At 61.0% G+C, this 20,347-nt stretch carries 19 protein-coding genes and 1 pseudogene; 14 read left to right on the top strand and 6 right to left on the bottom strand.

The annotated features are described in order from the left end of the window. Positions 1–159: 159 nt before the first annotated feature. The 10 genes from abaF (at position 160) to ACK6AU_RS26580 (ending at position 11,381) form a co-directional block, all read left to right on the top strand. Positions 160–1,533: a fosfomycin efflux MFS transporter AbaF gene (gene abaF, locus ACK6AU_RS26625; protein ID WP_312026246.1), complete on the top strand. Its 1,374-nt coding sequence runs from the start codon at positions 160–162 to the stop codon at positions 1,531–1,533. 188 nt (positions 1,534–1,721) lie between these two features. Further along, positions 1,722–2,666, top strand: coding sequence for a dihydrodipicolinate synthase family protein (locus ACK6AU_RS26620; protein WP_185698030.1), 945 nt, complete (start codon positions 1,722–1,724; stop codon positions 2,664–2,666). Positions 2,667–2,782: 116 nt separating this feature from the next. Next, entirely contained in the window at positions 2,783–4,360 is a 1,578-nt protein-coding gene (locus ACK6AU_RS26615) for an aldehyde dehydrogenase (NADP(+)) (RefSeq protein ID WP_409302438.1), read from the top strand. Positions 4,361–4,457: 97 nt separating this feature from the next. Next, positions 4,458–5,474 carry an Ldh family oxidoreductase gene (locus ACK6AU_RS26610; RefSeq protein ID WP_185698028.1) on the top strand — a complete coding sequence of 339 codons (1,017 nt, stop codon included), beginning with the start codon at positions 4,458–4,460 and terminating at the stop codon, positions 5,472–5,474. A 505-nt stretch (positions 5,475–5,979) separates the two neighbouring features. Further along, complete coding sequence (locus ACK6AU_RS26605; protein ID WP_185698027.1) at positions 5,980–6,501, top strand: CS1 type fimbrial major subunit; 522 nt, start codon at positions 5,980–5,982, stop codon at positions 6,499–6,501. A 165-nt stretch (positions 6,502–6,666) separates the two neighbouring features. Then, positions 6,667–8,853 carry a TcfC E-set like domain-containing protein gene (locus ACK6AU_RS26600; RefSeq protein WP_409302435.1) on the top strand — a complete coding sequence of 729 codons (2,187 nt, stop codon included), beginning with the start codon at positions 6,667–6,669 and terminating at the stop codon, positions 8,851–8,853. A 25-nt stretch (positions 8,854–8,878) separates the two neighbouring features. After that, positions 8,879–9,565, top strand: a complete 687-nt coding sequence (locus ACK6AU_RS26595) for a pilus assembly protein (RefSeq protein ID WP_185698025.1) — start codon at positions 8,879–8,881, stop codon at positions 9,563–9,565. 67 nt (positions 9,566–9,632) lie between these two features. Beyond that, positions 9,633–10,148 (top strand): hypothetical protein, encoded by a 516-nt coding sequence (locus ACK6AU_RS26590; protein ID WP_409302433.1) that lies wholly within the window; start codon positions 9,633–9,635, stop codon positions 10,146–10,148. Beyond that, positions 10,145–10,693, top strand: a complete 549-nt coding sequence (locus ACK6AU_RS26585) for a hypothetical protein (RefSeq protein ID WP_185698024.1) — start codon at positions 10,145–10,147, stop codon at positions 10,691–10,693. The genes ACK6AU_RS26590 and ACK6AU_RS26585 overlap by 4 nt, the downstream gene beginning before the upstream one ends. A 151-nt stretch (positions 10,694–10,844) precedes the next feature. Continuing rightward, entirely contained in the window at positions 10,845–11,381 is a 537-nt protein-coding gene (locus tag ACK6AU_RS26580) for a hypothetical protein (protein WP_221775152.1), read from the top strand. Positions 11,382–11,400: 19 nt separating this feature from the next. Here ACK6AU_RS26580 and ACK6AU_RS26575 read toward each other — a convergent pair whose 3' ends face one another. From ACK6AU_RS26575 to ACK6AU_RS26550, 6 genes are all read right to left on the bottom strand, one after another. Continuing rightward, complete coding sequence (locus ACK6AU_RS26575) at positions 11,401–12,738, bottom strand: MFS transporter (protein WP_185698023.1); 1,338 nt, start codon at positions 12,736–12,738, stop codon at positions 11,401–11,403. A 69-nt stretch (positions 12,739–12,807) separates the two neighbouring features. Next, positions 12,808–14,130, bottom strand: a complete 1,323-nt coding sequence (locus ACK6AU_RS26570; RefSeq protein ID WP_409302430.1) for an MFS transporter — start codon at positions 14,128–14,130, stop codon at positions 12,808–12,810. Between the two features lie 66 nt (positions 14,131–14,196). Continuing rightward, positions 14,197–15,075 (bottom strand): SMP-30/gluconolactonase/LRE family protein, encoded by an 879-nt coding sequence (locus ACK6AU_RS26565; RefSeq protein WP_185698021.1) that lies wholly within the window; start codon positions 15,073–15,075, stop codon positions 14,197–14,199. Between the two features lie 67 nt (positions 15,076–15,142). Further along, positions 15,143–16,075, bottom strand: a complete 933-nt coding sequence (locus ACK6AU_RS26560) for a 3-keto-5-aminohexanoate cleavage protein (RefSeq protein WP_185698020.1) — start codon at positions 16,073–16,075, stop codon at positions 15,143–15,145. 258 nt (positions 16,076–16,333) lie between these two features. Next, the gene (locus tag ACK6AU_RS26555; RefSeq protein WP_409302427.1) at positions 16,334–17,122 is read right to left on the bottom strand and encodes an SDR family oxidoreductase; all 789 of its coding nucleotides are present in this window, start codon (positions 17,120–17,122) and stop codon (positions 16,334–16,336) included. After that, positions 17,119–17,832, bottom strand: a complete 714-nt coding sequence (locus ACK6AU_RS26550; RefSeq protein WP_185698018.1) for a GntR family transcriptional regulator — start codon at positions 17,830–17,832, stop codon at positions 17,119–17,121. The genes ACK6AU_RS26555 and ACK6AU_RS26550 overlap by 4 nt, the downstream gene beginning before the upstream one ends. Before the next feature lie 409 nt (positions 17,833–18,241). Here ACK6AU_RS26550 and ACK6AU_RS26545 point away from each other — a divergent pair. The 4 genes and pseudogenes from ACK6AU_RS26545 to ACK6AU_RS26530 all read left to right on the top strand — a co-directional run. Next, a pseudogene (locus ACK6AU_RS26545) lies at positions 18,242–18,709 on the top strand (SOS response-associated peptidase family protein); the annotation flags it as partial. An 80-nt stretch (positions 18,710–18,789) separates the two neighbouring features. Beyond that, positions 18,790–19,035 carry a hypothetical protein gene (locus ACK6AU_RS26540; RefSeq protein WP_409302425.1) on the top strand — a complete coding sequence of 82 codons (246 nt, stop codon included), beginning with the start codon at positions 18,790–18,792 and terminating at the stop codon, positions 19,033–19,035. A 207-nt stretch (positions 19,036–19,242) separates the two neighbouring features. Further along, positions 19,243–19,659, top strand: a complete 417-nt coding sequence (locus ACK6AU_RS26535; protein WP_409302423.1) for a low affinity iron permease family protein — start codon at positions 19,243–19,245, stop codon at positions 19,657–19,659. Between the two features lie 251 nt (positions 19,660–19,910). Further along, positions 19,911–20,347: hemerythrin domain-containing protein (locus tag ACK6AU_RS26530; RefSeq protein ID WP_409302421.1), on the top strand; the 437-nt coding region annotated here is incomplete at its 3' end.

The raw sequence follows: 20,347 nt of genomic DNA, 5'->3' as shown, positions 1-20,347 counted from the left end.
AGCGGCTTGGCCTCTTTCTTGCTTAAAAATATATCGTATACGAAATACCGTATAAAAATAGGACTTCGATCCTCCTGCCCATGGCCTCTATCGGGCCGGCGCAAGACTCGAAGCCCTAGCGAAACTCCCCCTGACAATACCTATCGGAGTGCGACATCGATGACCTCGACGACTTCTGCGACACCTCGCGAACTGGAACGAACGGCGACCAAGGCACCTGCGGGGATCAAGCGGGTGGTGGCCGCGGCGATGGCTGGCGCCGTGGCCGAGTGGTATGAGTTCTTTCTATATGGAACGGCCTCGGCCCTGGTCTTCGGCCAGTTGTTCTTCCGCCAGACCGGCAGCGCGATGGACGGCATCATCGCCGCCTTCGCCCTGTATGCTGTGGGCTTTCTGGCCAGGCCCATCGGCGGCCTGGTGTTCGGTCACTACGGTGACAAGGTCGGCCGCAAGCACCTGTTGCAGATCAGCCTGGTGGTGGTGGGCATCACCACCTTCCTCATGGGCTGCCTGCCGACCTTCGAACGGATCGGTTATGCCGCGCCCATCCTCCTGGTGCTGCTGCGCCTGATCCAGGGTTTCGCCTTCGGTGGCGAATGGGGTGGCGCGGTGCTGCTGGTATCCGAGCACAGCCCGGATCACCGTCGCGGCTTCTGGGCCAGCTGGCCGCAGGCCGGAGTGCCGGCCGGCAACCTGATCGCCACGGTGATCCTGCTGCTCTTGTCCTCCAATCTTTCCGAAGAGCAGTTCCTCGATTGGGGCTGGCGGGTGGCCTTCTGGTTCTCCGCGGTGGTGGTGCTGATCGGCTACTGGATCCGTACCCGGGTCGATGACGCACCGATCTTCAAGGAGGCCCAGGCCCGCCAGCAGAAGGTCGAGAAAGAACAACTGGGCGTCGTCGAGGTCGTGACCAAGCACTGGCGCGGAGTGTTGATCGGCATTGGCGCGCGGTTCGCCGAGAACATCCTGTACTACATAGTCGTCACGTTCTCCATCACCTACCTGAAGCTGGTGGTGCACAAGGACACCTCGCAGATCCTGCTGCTGATGTTCGGCGCCCACCTGCTGCACTTCTTCATGATTCCGCTCATGGGCTACCTGTCCGACATCATCGGGCGCAAGCCGGTGTACCTGGTGGGCGCGGTGCTCACCGGGGCCTGGGGCTTCGTCGGTTTCCCGATGATGGACACCGGCAACGACTGGCTGATCATGGCGGCGATCACCCTGGGCCTGGCCATCGAGTCCATGACCTACGCGCCCTACTCGGCCCTGATGTCGGAGCTGTTCCCGACCCATGTGCGCTACACCGCGCTGTCGCTGTGCTACCAGGTGGCGCCGATCCTGGCTGGCTCCCTGGCGCCGCTGATCGCCATCACCCTGCTCAAGGAATACCAGAGCTCGACTCCCATCGCCTGGTACCTGGTGGCCTCGGCCGTGATCTCGATCATCGCCGTGGGCGCGGCCCGGGAGACCCGTGGCATGTCGTTGCGGGACGTTGACCAGGGCTCCGCCAGCCGCACCGCGGGACGCTGAGCCCCCAGGCTCATGGATGAGCCTGCATCGCCCAGCTCCACGCAAATGACACCCAAGGCTTTACTTCGACAAACATCGATTATATAACGTATACGATATTCGATTATGCGCAATGAACCAGAAACCGAGCGATCCGGTTCGAGCCATAGATGTAGCTACAACAAACCCAACAACCATGAGGTAGCGTCATGAGCAACATTTTCACCGGCACCATCCCCGCACTGATGACCCCGTGCACGCCAGATCGCAAACCGGACTTCGACGCCCTGGTACGCAAGGGCCGCGAGCTGATCGAGGCGGGCATGAGCGCCGTGGTGTATTGCGGCTCCATGGGCGACTGGCCGCTGCTCACCGAAGCCCAGCGCCAGGAAGGCGTTGCCCGCCTGGTGGCCGCCGGCATCCCGACCATCGTCGGCACCGGTGCCGTCAACTCCAAGGAAGCGGTATCCCACGCGGCCCACGCGGCCAAGGTCGGCGCCCATGGCCTGATGGTCATTCCCCGCGTACTGTCCCGCGGTGCCTCGCTGGTCGCGCAGAAGGCCCACTTCAAGGCCATCCTGGCCGCGGCGCCGAACCTGCCGGCAGTCATCTACAACAGCCCCCACTACGGTTTCGCCACCCGCGCGGACCTGTTCTTCGAACTGCGCAGCGAGCATCCGAACCTGATCGGCTTCAAGGAATTCGGTGGCGCCGCAGCCAGCCGTTATGCGGCGGAATTCATCACCTCCAAGGATGACACCGTGACCTTGATGGTGGGCGTGGACACCGACGTGGTGAATGGCTTCGTCAACTGCAACGCCACCGGTTCGATCACCGGTATCGGCAATGCCCTGCCACGTGAAGTGCTGCAACTGGTGGCCCTGAGCAAGCAGGCCGCCAAGGGCGATGCCAAGGCCCGCCGCCTGGCGCTGGAACTGGAGTCGGCGCTGCACGTGCTGTCGTCGTTCGATGAAGGCGGCGACCTGGTCCTCTACTACAAGCACCTGATGGTGCTCAACGGCGACCTGGAATACACCCTGCACTTCAACGAGACCGATGCCTTGAGCGATGCCCAGCGCAACTACGCCGAGGCCCAGTACCAGCTGTTCCGTACCTGGTACGCCAACTGGCTGCAGGAAAACAACCTGGCCTGACGGCGCAGGTTCCCCACCCAAGCGGCGCGCCCATGCGCGCCGCTTGCATTTCTTCCTGCCCCCAGGTCCTCGGCCAGGCGGCAGGCAAATACCTTAGTCATCTCAGGAGGCCTGATATGGACCTGACAGGAAAGATGCTCATCGGCGGACAAGCCGTGCCGGGCAACCGCGACGCGATCAAGGCCATCAACCCGGCAACCGACCAGGCACTGGAACCCGGGTACCCCGGCGGTTCCCGCGAACATGTCGAACAGGCCTGCGCCCTGGCCTGGTCGGCCTTCGACAGCTATCGCGAAACCTCGCTGGAACAGCGCGCAGCCTTCCTGGAAGGCATCGCCGGGCAGATCGAGGCGCTGGGCGACGCCCTGGTGGACCGCGCCGTGGCGGAATCGGGATTGCCCCGCCCCCGCATCCAGGGCGAAGTCGGACGCACCTGCTTCCAATTGCGCACCTTCGCGCGAACCGTAAGGGCCGGCGAATGGCTCGACGTACGTGTCGATGAGGCCCTGCCGGAGCGCCAGCCGCTGCCACGCCCCGACCTGCGCCAGCGGCACATCGCCCTCGGCCCGGTGGCCGTCTTCGGCGCCAGCAACTTTCCCCTCGCCTTCTCCGTGGCCGGCGGCGATACCGCTTCAGCCCTTGCGGCAGGCTGCCCGGTGATCGTCAAGGCTCACAGCGCCCATCCTGGCACCAGCGAACTGGTAGGCCAGGCCATCAGCAGAGCGGTGGCCGCACATGACCTGGCCCCCGGGGTGTTTTCGCTGCTGTACGGCTCGGGAGCGGAGATCGGGATCGGCCTGGTGCGCGATCCACGAATCAAGGCCGTGGGCTTCACCGGTTCGCGCAGTGGCGGTATCGCCCTGACCCAGGCAGCCCAGGCTCGTCCGGAACCCATCCCGGTCTATGCCGAGATGAGTTCGATCAACCCGGTCTTCCTGTTCGAGCATGCCCTGCGCAACCGCGGCCCCGCATTGGCCGAGGGCTTCGTCGCCTCGCTGAACCAGGGAGCCGGCCAGTTCTGCACCAACCCTGGGCTGGTCATCGCCATCAAGGGCGATGCCCTGGACGCTTTCCTCACCACGGCTACCCAGGCAGTCCAGCGCAGCCCCGCCCAGACCATGCTGACCCCGGGCATCTTCAGGGCCTATGCAAACGGCCTGCAAGCCTTGGCCGGCAATGCCGCGGCACGAGTGCTCGGGGCCGGGCTGGAAGGCGCAGGACCGAACCAGTGCCAGACCCACCTGTTCGTGGCCAGTGCCCAGGACTTCCTGCGGGAGCCCGCGCTGCAGGCGGAAATCTTCGGGTCCGCCTCGCTGGTGGTGGCATGTGAAGACGCCGCCCAAGTACTGCAGGTCGCCGAGCACCTGGAGGGGCAACTGACCGCGACGCTGCACCTGGACGAGGCCGACGCCCAGGCCGTTCGCAACCTGCTGCCGACCCTGGAGCGCAAGGCTGGGCGGATCCTGGTGAACGGCTGGCCGACCGGTGTCGAGGTATGCGACGCCATGGTCCACGGCGGGCCTTTCCCGGCCACCTCCGACTCGCGTTCCACCTCCGTGGGAACCGCAGCCATCGCGCGCTTCCTGCGGCCGGTCTGCTACCAGAACTTCCCGGACGCCTTGCTGCCCGTGGCCATCCAGGGCGCCAACCCCATGGCGTTGTCACGCCTGGTCAATGGCCAGCGCCAGAGCTGAGGACGTCCCGCAGCAGCTGGTAGAGGACCGACCCGGCACGGCGTCGGGCCGGCCCTCGACCTATCCATCGTTCACCCAGGACCCAAGGATAAGTTCCATGTCTGACTTGATTAATCTGTCGCTCGACCAAGCCTATCGACTGTCCAGCGATGTACTGACAAGCAACGGCTTTTCCGAGGCGCATGCTCAAGCCATCGCGCGCACCGTCACCAGCGGACAAGCCGACGAGTGCCACTCCCATGGCCTGTATCGGTTGCTGGTCTGCGTGAAATCCATGCGCGAAGGCCAGGTCGACCCGCAGGCCCTGCCCACCCTGAGCGACCGCTGCGCCGGTATCGTCGCGGTCGACGCCCACCGGGGGTACTCGCTGTTGTCATTCGAAACGGCACTGCCGGTGCTGGTACGCAAGACTCGCCAGAACGGCGTGGCGGCCATGGTGATCAACAACTGCTATCACTTCTCGGCCCTCTGGCCGGAAATCGAGGCGCTGACGGCCCAGGGTCTCGCCGCCCTGGCGCTCACGCCAAGCCATAGCTGGGTCGCTCCGGCTGGCGGCAGCAAACCGGTGTTCGGCACCAACCCCATCGCCTTCGGCTGGCCACGCCCAGGTCGCGATCCCTTCGTCTTCGACTTCGCCACCAGCGCCATCGCCCGGGGAGATATCGAGCTGCACCGACGGGCCAACAGCCCGCTGCCCGAAGGCTGTGCCATCGACAGCGACGGCCAGCCCACCACCGATGCGCTGGCCGCGCTGTCGGGTGCCATGCTCACCTTCGGCGGGCACAAGGGCTCGGCCCTGGCGGCCATGGTCGAGCTCCTGGCAGGCGCCCTGATCAACGACATGACGAGCATGGAATCCATGGCCTTCGACGCCGGCGTGGGCGCCACGCCACTGCACGGCGAACTGATCCTGGCCTTCGATCCGCAACTGTTCTCCAACGGCAAGCCCGAAGAAGGCGCCCAGCGTGCACAAGCCTTGTTCGATGGGATCGTGCAACAAGGCGCGCGCCTGCCATCCCAGCGTCGCTACGAGGCCCGCCAGCGCAGCAAGGACGCCGGCGTGTTCCTGCCCAAGGCTTTGTACGAGGACATCCTCAAGCTGCTGGACAGATAATCCGAATCGGCCGGTTCCTGGCCGCAATTGTGTCGACTGCCATCGATACCGAGCCGCTGCGAAGCAAATGCAGCGGCCACTTCACCTCTCCACGAACGCCTGCAGTACTCCGCGGGATTAACCGCCTCGCTACCTAAACACGTTCGCAAACACTCTCCCCTACCTGATATAGCCCAGGCCGGCCCTAACGCTTTCCACTATCGCTAGCCAGATGCCGTCGCCAGCATCTGCGAATCGGATAAAGCCTGTTTCGATCTTTTCCGAGATCTCTTTGTTGCCAGCCTTCCCTCACTTAAAAGCTCATTTTTACCCCTTCCGCAGGGCGCAATCCGATAGCCCTCACTAGCGCTCTTTTCTTCACGGATTGGCGCATCGGCAGATTAGGAATCGGCTGATGTCGCCACGCCAGGCACGCCAGGAAAAATCCTCCCCGGATCCGAACGGACCCGTGCTATCCGCAACCGATGCGGACCGCACGTGTATTTTCTAGCAATGGAATCGAACGATGAAACTCAATAAATCCCTCTTGTTCGTAGCCCTGGGTTTTGCCCTGACAGGCATGGCCCATGCAGCTGACGGGGTGACCAAGAAAATCACTCTGACCGCACAGATCAACGACTCAATCTTCGTCTCCAAACCCGACGGTTCCACTTGGTACGGCACCGAGGAATTGGAGGCCGAGGACTACAAACAGCGCAAGTTCTCCCGCACCCTGCCCATCCGCGTCTGGACCAAGGGCACCGAGTTCAACGTCTCCCTGGCCCAGCCCCTGAAGATGAGCAATGGCAGCAAGGAAATGCTCAATCCCACCGTCAAGTTCGGCCATGCCGGTGGTGAACACCTCCTGGCAGTTGGCAAGACCCAGCAGGTGAAGCAGTCCATCGCCCTGGACGGCGGCACCGACGAAATCCACGACCTGAAAATCAGCGCCGACGCGCCTGGTGGCGCTTCGGGCAACGATGGCGGCACCTACAGCGGCGACCTGGTGATGGTGTTCGAACCTGTCGCCGCCACCGGACAACCATAACCCTCGCGGTAGACCGATCCTGATCGACTCCCAGGCCTTCTGGCCTGGGCTTTTGACCCTTTCAAGAGCCAAAACCTTGGTATGCGCATCCATCGAATTCCCTTTCGACTGGCAAAGCTATCGATTTGCCTGATCGCCGTCGTTGAGACTCCGGCCTTCGCCCAGATGAAGATCTCCTACGGGGTGCCAGAAGGCTTCAGTGCGGTCGAGATGGACAACAGCGCCACCTACGTCTCCACCCTCAACGGAAAGACCCTACCGGGGCTGGTCTCTTATTCGGTGATGCGCAACCGGTTGGAGTTCGACGCCAGCCAATACACCGAGAACGGCATTTCCATCGATGAACAGGATGCGATCCGCCGGGTACTCGCCAAGATCGACTACAAGCAGTGCCAACAAGGCTGCGACCTGTCACTGGACGAATACCACGTGAGCATCGACAAGCAGCGACGCACCCTGAGCCTGCGCGACTCCAAGGATGATTACCTGCAGCCCGAAACCAGTTGGGGACTGGTGAACAACCAGTCCCTGGACCTGCGCGGCGCTTCCGATGGTTATCGTGCAATGAACCTGAGCGGCAGCACTTGGTTAGGCATGCCCTCCCAGAGCTTCGGCTACATGAATTGGTACGCCAACCGCAGTGAAGTCCGCGGCTACAGTCGCCAGGATCACGACGTCTCGTCCTACTTCCTGCAAAAGAACTTCGGCGCCTCCTACCTGCGTGCAGGCAAGCAGGACAGCGTAGACTACGCTTCCGGCGCGGTGAGCACTCTGCTGACGCCCAGTTTCGACCAATTCATCACCCTGGGCAGCCAGGAAAACCTGCGCTCCGACCGTGCTGTCGGATCGCTAGTGCTGTACTCGGCACGCGAGGGCAACTACGAGTTCTACCGCAACGGCCGACTGATTCTCAAACGCCCGGCCATCCTGGGTCGCAACGAATTCAGCTACCTGGACCTGCCCGGCGGCTACTATCCGGTGGAGGTACGCCTGGTCGACCGCAGCGGCAACGTGGTCAACAGTGAAATCCGCGACATCAACAACCTCAACTTCGCCGGTGGCGGCAGCAACTCCTGGCACATCACCGCCGGCAAGGACATGTACGACGGTGGCCGCCTGTTCCAGGCCAGCGCCAGCCGCAACATGAGCCAGTTCTACATGAACGCCTCCGCCGTCAGCGGCGACTCGCGCAGGGCTACCGAACTCAACGCCACCCGCCCCAGCACTATCGGCTCGGCCAGCCTGACTCCGACCGTCGGGCTGCTCAGCGGTGAACGCAGCACCGGGGCCTACGTCAACCTGACCATGAACGACGACTTGTTCGGCAACCTGTCGTTCAACCGCTACCAGAACACCGGCGTCTCGCGCTTCTACCAGGGCATGCCCAGCACCTACTTCTCCTATAGCCGCAACGTGCTAGGCATAACGGCCGGTTACAACTACCAGAAACGCAGTCGTGGCGAGATCCAGCAAGCCGAAGTGCGCTGGAACTATCGTCCCAACGGGCTCTGGTCGTCGTTCGTACTTGGCGTGCAGAAAGGCGGCTACAGCAGCCTGGACCAAAGCGATTACTCCCTGTACTTCAACATGACCTGGACCTTGGATCGCAACCAGGCGAGCTTCCGCGCCGCCCGTGTCGGTGGCCAAACCCAGGTCAGCGGCGACTACCGCAAGGAATTCCAGGACAGCTACGGCACCTCCACCGCCGGGATGACCGTGAGCCGGCTGGATAGCAAGAACAGCGTTAATGCCTATGCCAGCCGTTCCGGCACCCGTGGCGACGTGTCCCTCAACCTGGGCCACGATTCGGACACCAGCAACGCCGACTTCAACTACCGCGGAATGCTCGCCGCCAGCTCCCAGGGCGTCTCCCTGGGCCGCTACAGCCCCAGCGGAAGCGCCATGTTGCTCAACACCCCAGCGATCGGCGATACACCCTATGGCTTCAGCGTGGAGGGCCACCCGGTCGCAGGGAACGGCACGTATGCAGTGCCACTGGGGAACTACGGCGATGTCGCATTCGCTCGTGTCCTTACCAACAGCGAAGAGTTGGACATGAACATCGAGGTTCCCGCCAACATCATCCGCGCCCACCCCGGCCAGGTGTACTCCGCCGATGCCAAGGTGGACATCCATATGATCTACAGCGGCCTGTTGGTGGACCCCGCTGGCAAGCCAGTAGGCGGACGCATCGTCGAAACCGGCGACACGGCCTACCCCAACGGCCTGTTCTCCATCTCCAGCAAATCTATCTTGCCCGGAATCACCGTCGAGAAGGGTCAGCGACGCTATCGCTGCGATCTTTCGAAAACCGTCGACGGTAGCCAAAGCCAGTACCGCTGCAATGAATGAACCGACCGAACAGGAGCCTCCCTCGATGAATTTCCTCCGCATTCCGGCAAAGCTGGCCCTACCTGGCCTGCTTCTGCTCGCTTCCACCGCTGTCCGTGCGGAAGGTGAACTGATGGTGATGCCGGCCAGCCTGAAGGTCTACAACAGCCACGAGCACAGCATCAGCCTGAGGAACCTTGGCGATGCTCCACTCTACCTGTCGGTGTCCGTGCAGAAAGTACAGAATCCGGGCCTGGTTCCTGAGATCAAGGTGCCGGTGAACGAACTGGAACGCCCAGGCCTGCTGGCCAATCCCGACAAAATCACCCTCGGTGCCGGCCAGAGCCGTAAGGTCAGCCTAAGGTCCCTGCATGAGCCTCAGGCCGAGGAGCTGTACCGGGTTTATGTCCTTCCCGTTCGCTCGCTGCAAATCGACAACGCGATAACGGAAAAGATTGCCGCCCCGGTTTCCGTAGCGGTGGGGTATGGCGTGCTGGTCCGCCACATGCCCAAGCCTGCCAATCAACGTGAGACCTGGGGCCACCGTTGCCAGGACGGGGGGATACTGCTGGAAAACACCGGCAGCGTGCGCCTGCTGTTCTCCGATCTCAAGACTACCGATGGCACGAAACAGGAACGCGTCGCGGTGTTCCCTGGCACGCCGCATTTCTTTCCCGGCAAGCAACTGACGTTCAACTTCGATGAAAAACCGGTAGTCCTGGACTGCCACTGAGGTTCTTCGGTGTATACAGAGAAATGAAGATACATAGCATGCGACTCCTTCAAGCCACGGGTGCGCCATGGACGCTTCTCCAACAGTGAGCAAGCTGTATAACGCCCGGATGTGTTGTGCAGCGGTCGCCTTGTTACTCCCAGCATCCAGCCTGGCCGCCGGGATACTGCAACTCTCCGACAGCGTGCTGCGCTTGGAGCCTGGTGCACGTATGCCGCAACTGCATGTGGAGAACACCGGCGATACCCCGCTGTTCCTGGATGTGCGCCAGGAGTTGCTGGTCAATCCGGGGCAATCGCCGGAAGAATTGATGCCTGTCGAGCAAGTGCAAGCCCCATCGCTGCTGATATCCCCCCAGCGCCTGGTGCTGTCACCGGGCCAAAAACGTCAGATGACCTTGCGCACCTTGTCCGCCCCCGCCCGGCATCGTGTCTGGCGGCTGACTTTCCGCCCCCGGCAGAGAGTCATCGTCGCAACCACCACACCCGATCAGCAGGGCGCCCCGTTGTCCCTGAATATCGGCTACGGCGTGCTGATCTATCAAATGGCAGCGCACCTTCCTCAAACCGGGGACATCCCATGAAGACCACTCTCTCACTTGGCCTGTTGCTCCTTGCCGGCACACTGGCACCATTGGCCCACTCCTCGGACGTGAACCTTAGTGGCAAAATCACCAGTACCATCACCGCTTTCGTGAAAAACCCCAACAACCTGTTCGTGACCGACTCCTTTGGAGGCTGGTTCGACCAAGGGTTGGAGATGCAGCAACCGGGCAGCTGGAGTTCTCCTTATGAAGTCCAGGCCCGATTGCGCATCGTGTCATCCACCGGGATATTTCAGGTACGGATGGATGCCGAACCACAAATTCGCCATATCAAGAACCCAACCCTGGTGTTCCGCAAGCCCAGTGTCAGCTTCGGCCTGGAGGGCGAGCCGATGAAACTTCTGGTGGTAGCTCGGAATACCGAATTCAGGAACCCCAAGGCGCCCAATGCAGACGAGGACTCCATAGGCTTTTACCAGTTGGCGGTCTCAGCCATGCCTCCTGTGGGCTCCTTCAAGGACACCAGCGGCCTCTATAGCGGTGAGCTGTCATTGACCTTCGAACCCGTCGCCGTGGATCCCTGAAATGACAAGCAGAGTGCGATGGCCAGCAAGAAGTCGAAAACCAGCCAGCGGCAGCGGGGCCTGGCTATGTCTGACCTGTATTTTGTCGCCAAGCCAGGCCTGGGCGGTAATCGACGTCCAACCCAAGGTATTGGTGGTGCAGGAGCAATCCATGACCATGGAAATAAGCAACCTGGGGGATCGCGCGGAATATGTATCGATCAACCTGTCACGACTGCTCAACCCTGGGGTCGAATTGGCGGAGGAAAAACTCGAAGCCATCACCCAGTCGCAGAATCCGCCCCTGTATGCTTCCCCCTTCAAGCTCTCGCTGAGCCCTGGCCAGAGCAAGACGGTCACCCTCAGGCCCTTGCACAAGGTAGAGCGGGAACAGGTCTATCGCCTGGATATCCGCCCCATCGTCAACCCGCTTGGCTCACTCCAGTCGCAAGCCTCCGGCAACGTCGTGATCAACCTGGCATACAGCACCCTGGTCCGCCAGTTACCAGCCCAGGAGCGATCCACACTTACGATCCGCTGCGAAACCGAGGGTACACGCCTGGAAGCCAGCGGCAATGTGCGCTATCAGGTTCGCGAGGCCATGGTGGACGGTGGCCAGCTCGACCCGTTCAACGTCTACCCGGGGGCTCCGGTGCTGCTCAAGGGCAAGGATATCCGTATCCCTGACCAGCCGGCCTGCTCGCGCTGAGGCAGGCCGGCCCCGGCCATCACATCGAGTGCTGCTTGACCGGTCGCCCGTCCACAGCGTCCGTATAGCCCCGATCCTCCTGTCCCTGGCGCAAACGCAACGCCACCAGCGCCGCTACCAGCAAGACCAGGGCGATGACCTTGAGACCGTTCATGGCGTCGCCCGTGGTCATTTCGATCGCGCCCATCACCGAGGGCCCGACAAACCCGCCCAGCAAGCCGCAGCAGTTCACGAACCCCAGGCCACCTGCCAGGGCCGCGCCCTTGAGCCGGGAAGCGGGATACAGAAAGATGATCGACTGCACTACGAAGAACATCAGCGCAGCGACGCAGAAGCCCACCAGGCTGAATACCGGCCCGGAAACCGCGGCGATCAGCAATCCCGAGGCCATCACCAGCAGTCCCAGGACCAGCAACTGTCGCGAGCGCCGGGCACTGTTGGCCAGCCGGGGCAAAGCGACGGCTCCCACGGCGGCGGCGATCCAGGGTAGGGAGTTCAACAAGCCGACGCTCATGATACTCAAGCTGCCGTATTTGCCGATGATGCTGGGCAGGAAGAAGATCACGGTATAGATGGTGATCTGGTGGCAGAAGTACACGAAGATCGCCAGCAGGATCTGCGGGGTGAAGCACTGCCTGAACGAATGCCCGCCCTGCCCCGCTCCTTCGTCGGCCTCCCTGGCCAGTCGTTGTTCGATGGACTGGGCTTCTTCGGCACTCAACCAGCGAGCCTTGCCCGGGCGATCCGGCAGGTGGCGCCAGACCACCCAGGCGAAGAACACCGCCGGCAAGCCTTCGAGCAGGAACATCCACTGCCAGCCATGCCAGCCCAGCAAGCCATCCATCTTCATCAATGCCGCGCCCAACGGGCCGCCGATGATATTGGCCAGGCATACCCCCAAGAGGAAGTAACCGGTGGCCCGGGCCCGCTGCTGGCGGTCGAACCAGTAGGTCAGGTACAGCATCACGCCGGGAAACAACCCCGCCTCGGCGATGCCCAGCAACAGGCGCAGCACGTAGAAGGACGTCTCGCCCTGGACGAAGGCCATGGCGGCCGAGATCAGGCCCCAGGTGGCCATGATCCGGGCAATCCAGAAGCGCGCGCCGACCCGGTGCATGATCAGGTTGCTCGGCACTTCAGACAGCGAGTAGGTGAGGAAGAACAAGCCGGCGCCCAGGCCATAGGCCGCGGCGGAGATTCCCAGGTCGACATCCAGCTGGTGCTTGGCCAGGGCGATATTGGTGCGATCGAGAAAGCTCAGGACATAGGCGGCGATCAGCAATGGCATGAGCTTGCGAAACATCAGGCGGGTCAACTGCTGCTGGTCCCGGGGAGCGATGGGTGCGGCGGTATGCATGGTACGGAGCTCCTATCGAGCGGCTTTGGCGCCCCGCCAGCGATGGCCGGGGAGCGCATCGGTGTTGTTCTAGAACTCGGGTTGCGCCAGCGGCGGTTGCGCAGGCCGGGCGAACAGCTGCAGCAGCACGCCGCCCAGGGCACAACCGGCCATGACGAAGAAACACAGGATGTAGCCCGGCAGGCTGGTCCAGCCTCCGCCGGAGGCGATCAGGCTACCCATCAGCAGCGGCGCCATGCCGCCACCGATGAACATGGCAGTGGTGATGATGCCGTTGGCGGTGGAAGTAGCCGAAGGCTCGGCCGAATCGCAGGCCACGGCGTAGTAGATCGGCCACACCGCATTGGCCACCAGGCCGAACAGCAACTGCATGACGATGACCAGCGCCAGGGTGCTGGCGAAGTAGAAGGCCGCGACACTAGCGGCCATCCACAGCCCGCAGATGATCAGGGTCGGGCGCCGGCCGATGATGTCGGACAGCGCCGGCCAGATCAGTTGCCCGAGAATCCCGGTCAGGGTGAAGACCACGCTCATGCCCGCGGACTCGGCCAGGGACAGGCCGGTGATGTTGTACAGGTAGGCCGGCAGGACGATGTTCACGCCCATGTACACCACCTGGGTAAGCAGGGTATTGCCGGCCGTGAGGGCGATATTGCGATTGCCCAGGGTCGCGACGAAGGTACGCCACGCCTGACCCTTGGCCTGGGTCACGGGAGTGCTGTGCGGTGGGGTCATGCCCTGGGCGGCGATGTCGAGGTAGAGCTGGGTGATACGCTGGGGCGTGGAGTAGCGTGCCCAGAACAGCATCAGTGGTACGGCCACGACGAAGGCGAAGAAGAACACGTAGCGCCAGTTGTCCTCGCCAAAGGTGCCGATGACGAAGCTGGCCACCAGGCCGCTGAGCATGGCGCCGATCGGGTAACCGGTGTGGTGTGCCCCAAGGGCGAACCCGCGGCGCTCCACCGGCCACCATTCGGCGGTATTGCTGACCCCGACGGGCTCCCCCCAACCGGCGCCCAGGTTGACGCCCACGCGCAAGGCGACGAACGCGGCCAGGTTGCCGCTCAGGGCCTTGAATCCGGACAGGAACGAAATCGCGGTGTAGCCCAGCACCAGCGGGACCTGGAAACGCGCACGCTTCCAGCCGCCACCATGCCGGTCGCTCCAGATCGAACCGGGAATATCCAGCAAGGCCAGGGCCAGCATGATCAGGGTCGCGAGCGTCCCCCATTGCTCGGCGGACAATTCGAAGTGCTTGGAAATGGTCGGCCCCAGCCGCAAGACGATCTCACGGTCGTAGGCATTGAGGATCCAGATCATCCAGCAGACCAGCAAAGACACCCAGGAGTGACGATGAATCTGGCGCAGCGAAGCTTTCTTGACGATAGCCATGGGCCTCTCCAGGCGCGTGACGACGCGCACTGACACGGCATTGCAGAAGGGATTGAGGGGACTGCTTCAGCCGGCGAAACGGCGTTCGGCGATACCCCGCACACCCAGGCCATGGATGGCGAACAAGGCCCCACGCTGCTGGCCGTCCGCTGGGAAGCGTGGCAATGGCGGTCGTGCCATCGAGGTGACGAACAGGATGTCCAGGTCCGGTCCGCCGAAAGTCAGGCTGGTGACCTTCTTCACTGGCATTTCGATGACCCGGTCGACCCGCCCGTCCGGGCTGTAGCGCACCAACTGGCCGGCATAGACCAGGGCCTGCCACAGGTAGCCCTCGGCATCCACGGTACAACCATCGGCGGCACCGCCGGCGGCGGTATCGACCTTGGCGAAGGTCCGCCGGTTACTCACCGCACCCGAGGTGGTGTCGTAGTCGTAGGCACGGATTTCCCCCGACCAGGTGTCGGCGAAATACAGGAGGTCGCCTCCCGGGCTCCAGCACGGGCCATTGGAAACGATGATCTCGCTATCGAGGGTATGCAGGCTGAGGTCCGGGTCCAACCGATAGAGCTTGGCACTGGGGCTTTCTTCGCGGGTATCCATGGAGCCGAAGACAAAACGCCCCTGGCGGTCGACCTTGCCATCGTTGAGCCGGTTGTGCGGCAGATCGGGCTCCGGATCCACGATCAGCTGCAATTCGCCGCTACGCAGGTCCAGGTTATGCAGCCCTTCCTGCAAGGCGACCAGCGCTTGTTCCCCGCAGCGGCGCAGGGCCATGGAGCCGATTTTCTGCGCCACGTCCCAGGCCCTGAGCTCGGTGCCATCGACGGTACAGCGCAGGATTCGCCCATCGGCGCTGTCGACCCAGTACAGCCGTTGTTGTTCCAGGTCCCAGACCGGACCTTCGCCGAGATTGGTTTTGACATCCACCAGGACTTCGATACGCATGGTGTTATCCCTTTATTGTTGTTGTGCGGGATGGGCGGACAGGCTCCGCCCAGGCTGGATATGTCGCCTAGAAAGCGACCTGGTCGCGCCCCTTGAGGCCGAGCATGGCCCGGGCCTCGTCCGGCGTCGCCACACGGCCGCCCAAGGCCTCGATCACCGCGCGGATACGCCGCACCTGATCGGCATTGCTGGCGGCCAGCTTGCCCGGACCATCCCAGAGCGAGTCCTCCAGGCCCACCCGGACATGGCTGCCCATGGCCAGGCCCATGGTCCCCAGGGGGATCTGGTGGCGTCCGGCGCCAAGAATCGACCAGTGATAGTCCTCGCCGAACAGGCGATCGGCGGTGCGCCGCATATGGGCCAGGTCCTCGGGATGGCCACCGATCCCGCCCCGCAGGCCGAACACCGACTGAATGAACAGCGGCGTCTTGAGCAAGCCGCGCTCAAGGAAATGCGCCGCGGTATAGAGGTGGCCGATGTCGTAGCACTCGATCTCGAAACGCGTACGGTTTTGCGCACAAGCGCTGAGGATGTGCGCAATATCGCGGAAGGTATTGCGGAAGATCCGATCGTCGCTCTCTTCCAGGTACGGACGCTCCCAGTCGTGCTTGAACTCGGTGAAGCGGTTGAGCATTTCGTACAGGCCGAAGTTCATCGACCCCATGTTCAGCGAAGCCAGTTCCGGCTTGAACTCCAGCACCGGTTGCAGGCGCTCTTCGACCCCCATGGTCGGCGCTCCGCCGGTGGTCAAGTTGATCACTACGTCGCTGGCCGACTTGATCTGTGGCAGGAAGCGTCGGAACAGCTCCGGGTCCTGGCTCGGCCGCCCATCCTCAGGGTCCCGGGCGTGCAGGTGGACAATGGCGGCGCCGGCCTCGGCAGCGGCGATGGCTTCGGCGGCGATTTGCCCAGCGGTGACCGGCAAGTGCGGTGACATGGACGGCGTATGGATCGCACCGGTGACGGCGCAAGTGATGATGACAGGGGTTTTTCCAGGCATGACGGTACTCCGACTTTTATTCTTGAAGAAAAAAATCCCAGGGTGTCGCTGATGAAATCCGCCGCCGAGTCCTTCGGCAGGGTTGGCCGCATGTACGGCTAGCAGGCCATTGAAAAACGTAGGCAAGGCAGCCGGCGCAAGGTGAAAACAGGCGAAAAAGCGCAGTTCACGAGTGGTCAATGAGCATTTTGACCGGGCTGGCGCACCAGCCTGTTTTCAACGCTGCGATGGCAACGCAGGTAGTTTTTCAACGGCCTGTCAGAGGTACTCGACGTTACCGTCGACGCTGATCGCCTGGCCGGTGACATTGCGCGCCGCCGGCGAACAGAGGAACAGCGCCATGGCGGCCACGTCCTCGGCGCTGACCATGCGCTTGAGGGAAATCTTGTCCAGGTACTGCTCGCGCATCTGCGCGACGGGAATCCCGGTCTGCTCGGCCCGGGCCTGGATCACCGCCTCCATGCGCGGTCCCTCGACAATCCCCGGCAACAGGGCATTGACCCGGATATCGCTGGCGCCGAGTTCGGCGGCCAGGGATTTCATCAAGCCGACGATCGCCCATTTGGTCGCTGCATAGGGCGTGCGCCAGGCATAACCCAGGCGGCCGGCCACCGAGGCGATATGCAAAAGATGGGCGTTGCTCGAGGCCTTGAGCAAGGGCACGGCATGATGGGCAAAGCGGTACTGGGCAGTGAGATTGATATCGATGGTGCGTTGCCAGTCGGCATCGCTGACCGCATCGATACCCGCGGTGGGCCCGGCGATACCGGCGTTGTTGACCAGCACATCCAGGCCGCCGAAACGCTGGACCTGCAGCTGGAACAACGCCTCGATCTGCTGCGGATCACCGACATCGGCCCGACTGGCCAACGCCTGGGGATGGCGGTCGCGAAACGCCGCCAAGGCCGCCTCGCTGACATCGCATACATGGACCTGGGCTCCAGCCTCGAGATAGGCACGGGCGAGCACTTCGCCGATACCCGCCGCACCACCGGAAATCATGACCCGCAGGTCCGGATAAGGCTGTAAACGTTGCAAGACGCTCATGCCCGACCTCCTTTGGCCGCTGCCTTCGGCGCCTTGGCCAGCAAACGGGCCAGGGAGTCGGCGGCCTGCATGATGTCGTCGGTGACCGCTGCTCGGGCAGCAGGCGCATCTGCGGTCGACAGGGCCGCGACGATCCGATCGTGGGCCTCCATGGAACGCTGCAGGTGAGCCTTGTCGGGGGCCACCAGGGCGAAACAAGGCCCCATGTGCAACCAGAAATTCTCCACCGCAGCCATGGTCAGCTCGGCCCGAGCCACGGCGTAGATACGCCGGTGGAAGGCGAAGTTGGTCCATAGATAGCGGGAAACATCCACTTCGTCAGCGGCCTTGCGCATCTGCCGGCAGAGCTCGACGATCTCCTGCAAGTCACCGTGCTGCATGTGCTGCACCGCCTTCTCCGCCAACAACCCCTCCAGGGCCACCCGGGCATCACGAATCTCCCGCAGACGTTCCACGGTCATCATTCGTACCCGTAAGCGAGAAGTCTCGGTGACCTCAAAGGCATTTTCCGCACTCAGGCGCTGCAGAGCCTCGCGCACCGGCATCGGGCTGGAACCCAACGCTTCGGCCAGGCCACGGATGGTCACCTTCTGACCAGGCTGGAAGCGGCCGCTCATCAAGGCCTCGCGAATTTGCCGATATACCTGCTCTTGCAAGGTATCGCGCGAAACCTGACGCAACGTGGGAAGAGGGATGGGACCTTCGGACATGGGGCGTACCTGTATTGTGATTCTTGTGCTCGACAATATGTGATCACAAATCAAATATGTCAAATACTCAATGCAGGTCCGCTTGAAATTCAGCGCAGGATCTCGCGCGCGCCTTGGAGTAAGCCAAGGGACATGGGGAAAAAGGCATAAAACGAAAAAGCCCCCGTAATCTTCAAAGATTACGGGGGCTTAGTCTTGTTCAATAATGGCGGAGAGATAGGGATTCGAACCCGACCACCCCACGCCATAGACCGCTACAGGCCACAATTATCGTGGTTTTTGATAAGACACAGAGGTCGTTAACGGCCAAGAGCGGCCTGCATATTGCCCTAAATTTGCCCTAAAATTCCCAAGCTCATCCTCACACTATCGCTTGAGGCTTTCCAGATGAGCCATCACGTCAAACGACCCCCAGCATGCCCGAGTAGAGACGGTGACGACAGGGAAGTTTTTCAAGCAGCTTTGGCCAAGCGGGCGAGCGATTGTGCCGAGCGAAGGATGGTTCGAGTGGGTGAAAGACCCAGCCGATCCGAGGAAGAAGCAGCCCTACTTCATTAGGCTGAAAAGCCAACGACCTATGTTTTTTGCTGCGCTGGCACAGGTGCACCCAGGCTTGGCCCCGCATGAGGGCGATGGCTTCGTGATCATCACGGCCGCTAGCGATCAGGGCATGGTCGACATCCATGATCGCCGTCCCCTTGTCCTCTCTCCCGAGCAGGCCAACGAGTGGCTGGATCCAGAGTTACCTCCTCAGCGTGCCGAAGAGATAGCGCTAAAGCTGTGCCGGCCAACAGCAGACTTCGAGTGGTATCGGGTTGGAACAGAGGTAGGGAACGTCAAGAATCAAAACCCGCAACTAATACATCCACTCCACTGATGCATTAGATTCGCCAACATTTACTTCCTATTTTCACCGGCTACTCTTAGTCGACCGCTGGAATGCCGGAGAAAATGGCAATGGATACAATGAGCAAAAGCGAACTTGAAACCGTACTTTCAAGCCGTTTGCCGCAATGCACCATCAGCTGCTCGATCAATCCAGATAGCACCATGACAGTCGAAGTAACGGGGCCCGAGTTGCAGCAATTCACGATTGCCAACATAGATCGAACTCAGTATCACGGCGAGCTAGGTATAGCGAAGCTAACTCGTGAGATTCTGGAAGAAATGGTCGTGTCTCGGCAGACATCTCGCTTGAAGTGATTGGACAACAAGCCGCGCCAGCCTCTGTTCCCGTGCTGAACTTACCTCTCGCCCCACTGGAGCGCTGCTAGTTCCAGCACTAAATCAACGCACCCGCGCATAAGGGAAAATGCTTCACGTTGCCACGGCCTACCGATTTGTAAAATAAATAGAATTTCTCACGCAAATATGTGTCTATTTATTACAAACCCAAAAAGAGGCTTAGCCATGAAATTCTCGAAGTTTTGTGAACGTCTTAGCAAGTGGGCTGGGAGTCCGAAAACCTTCTTTTTCGCTTTGGCGTTGATCCTAGCCTGGGCAGTTACGGGTCCAATTTTTCACTACAATGATACTTGGCAGTTGATCATAAACACATCCACCACAATCATAACCTTTTTAATGGTTTTCTTAATTCAGAACACGCAAAACCGTGACAACGACATTTTACACCTGAAAGTCGATGAATTGGTGCGAGCTTCAAAGGATGCGACAAATGCTGCTCTTAATCTCGAAAAAAAGGACACCAAAGAACTCCACGAGTTAAGAAAAAAATATAGCATACTGGGAGATAGCGAAACCCAAGAAAACACCAAAACCTTTCCCAGCGAAGAAAAACCACCTCTTCCATCCCAATTGAAAGAGTAACTATTTACAACGACCAACAGCTCCATTTCTGACTATGCACCAAGGACCTCCTAGCTACGCAACGATTTAGGATTCTGCTTTTTGCAATCCGCTCAACAAGGAGTCATGCAAGATGCATGACTCTACTCTTCTACTAGGGCAAACAACCGCCTGAAAACGGTAGATTGTAAAACTCAAGAAATGGCACAGAGCATGCTTAGTTTAATGGGAGTGCCTTTAGCACACTCCCTTTTAGCCATGATGAGGTCAACATGAACGCTATTGAACTTTTGAAAGCCGACCATGAAAAAGTGAAAACCATCCTTACCCAGTTGAGTGAGTCCACGGACCGAGCTATCAAGAAGCGAACGGAACTTCTCGAAAAACTAGAGGCAGAGGTAGCTGTTCACACCCAACTTGAAGAGAAAATTCTTTATCCTGCATTCAAGGCCGCCGGGGGCAAGGAACAAGCGGAAATGTACTACGAAGCCAAGGAGGAGCACCGCACAGTCGACTCATTGGTATTGCCAGACCTGAAAAAAACAGATCCGACCAAGCCTGAGTTTGCGGGTCGGGTCAAGGTAGTCAAAGAGCTACTAGAACATCACATTGAAGAAGAGGAGTCTGAAATGTTCCCTCAAGTCGAAAAGCTTATTCCTCTCAACGAGCTTAATGAGCTGGGCGAGAAAATGAAAACGATGAAATCTTC

This window comes from Pseudomonas sp. KCJK8993, from assembly GCF_046230915.1.
In the GTDB taxonomy this organism is placed as follows: Bacteria; Pseudomonadota; Gammaproteobacteria; order Pseudomonadales; family Pseudomonadaceae; genus Aquipseudomonas; species Aquipseudomonas piscis.
Note: the sequence above shows the minus strand (reverse complement) of the source record. Positions and strands in the feature narration are given on the sequence as shown.